Source organism: Streptacidiphilus sp. BW17, from assembly GCF_041262485.1.
Taxonomy (GTDB): domain Bacteria; phylum Actinomycetota; class Actinomycetes; order Streptomycetales; family Streptomycetaceae; genus Streptacidiphilus.
The window spans coordinates 1-1,545 of sequence record NZ_JBGCCR010000082.1 but is presented as its reverse complement, the minus strand read 5'-3'; the positions used below and the strand labels follow the sequence as shown (position 1 = coordinate 1,545).

The following is a 1,545-nucleotide window of genomic DNA, read 5'->3' as shown; positions in this document are numbered from 1 at the left end:
TCGCCAGTAGGGAGTGGCCGCCCAGGGCGAAGAAGTCGTCCTCCACGCCGACCCGCTCCAGGCCCAGCACCTGCGCGAACGCCTGACACAGCAACTCCTCCTGCACCGTCGCCGGCGCTCGACCCGCGCCGGCGGCGTACTCGGGGGCGGGCAGGGCCTTGCGGTCCAGCTTGCCGTTCACCGTCAGCGGCAACTCCTCCAGCACCACCACCGCCGACGGCACCATGTACGTCGGCAGCCGAGTGGCAACGAACTCACGCACAGAAGCCGGAAGTTCATCGCCCGCAGCATCGGCGCCCACCACATAGGCGACCAACCGCGACTCCTCGCCCACCCGGCCCTGACGGGCCACGACCGCAGCCCGCGCCACGCCCGGATGCTCGGCCACCACCGCCTGCACCTCACCCGGCTCCACCCGGAAGCCACGGATCTTCACCTGCTCATCCGCACGCCCAGCGAACACCAACTCGCCGTCGCCCGACCACCTCGCACGGTCGCCCGTACGGTACATCCGCCCACCACCGCCGAACGGCGACGCCACGAACCGCTCCGCGGTCAGGCCCGGGCGACCCACATAGCCACGCGCCAACTGCCCACCCGCGACATACAGATCCCCCACCACACCGACCGGCACCGGCCGCAACCACCCGTCCAGCACGAACAACCGCATGTTCGCCACCGGCGCGCCCATCGGCACCACCGAACCCGAACCATCCACCCGCCCAGCCGTCACCATCACCGTCGACTCGGTCGGACCATACGTATTCACCAAACGCCGGCCCGCACCCCACACCCGCGCCTGCTCCACCGAGATCGGCTCCGCACCCACCAACACCGTCGACAAACCCGGCAGCTCAGCAGGCTCCAACACAGCGAGCAACGACGGCACCACACTCGCCGCCTCAACCCCCGCCCCACACACCAACTTCACCAGCAGACCCACATCAGCCCGCTCCCCCGCCGACGCCACCACCAACGTCCCACCCGCCGACAGCGTCAACACGACATCCAACACCGAAGCATCGAAGCTGAACGACGCGAACTGCAGCACCCGCGTCCCGACCCGGACACCCAGATGCGGACCCAGCGCCACGGCCATGCCCGCCACCGCACCATGAGTGACCGCCACACCCTTCGGCACACCCGTCGACCCCGACGTGTAGATCACGTAAGCCAACTGATTTTCAGTCAGCTCCGTCCTGGGCGCTGTGGACGGCTGAGCAGCCAACTCCGGAGTAGCCAGGTCAAGCCCGCCCGTCCCCAACACCAAACCGGCACCGCTGTCCGCCACCATGAAGTCCAGCCGCTCGGCCGGATACTCCGGATCCAGCGGCACATACGCCGCTCCCGCCTTCCACACACCCAAGATCGCGGCCACCATCTCCACACCCCGCGGCAGACACAACCCCACCACCGACTCCGCACCCACACCCCGACCGATCAGGAAATGCGCCAACCGATTCGCCCGCGCATCCAACTCCGCATACGACACCTCCACACCCTCGAACACCACCGCCACCGCATCCGGCGTCCGCACCACCTGCC

1 protein-coding gene is annotated in these 1,545 nt (G+C 68.8%); it reads right to left on the bottom strand.

Annotated features, from left to right (window positions below):
- Positions 1–1,545 (bottom strand): amino acid adenylation domain-containing protein (locus ABH940_RS36925; protein ID WP_370107289.1); only part of this gene is annotated, 1,545 nt, incomplete at both ends.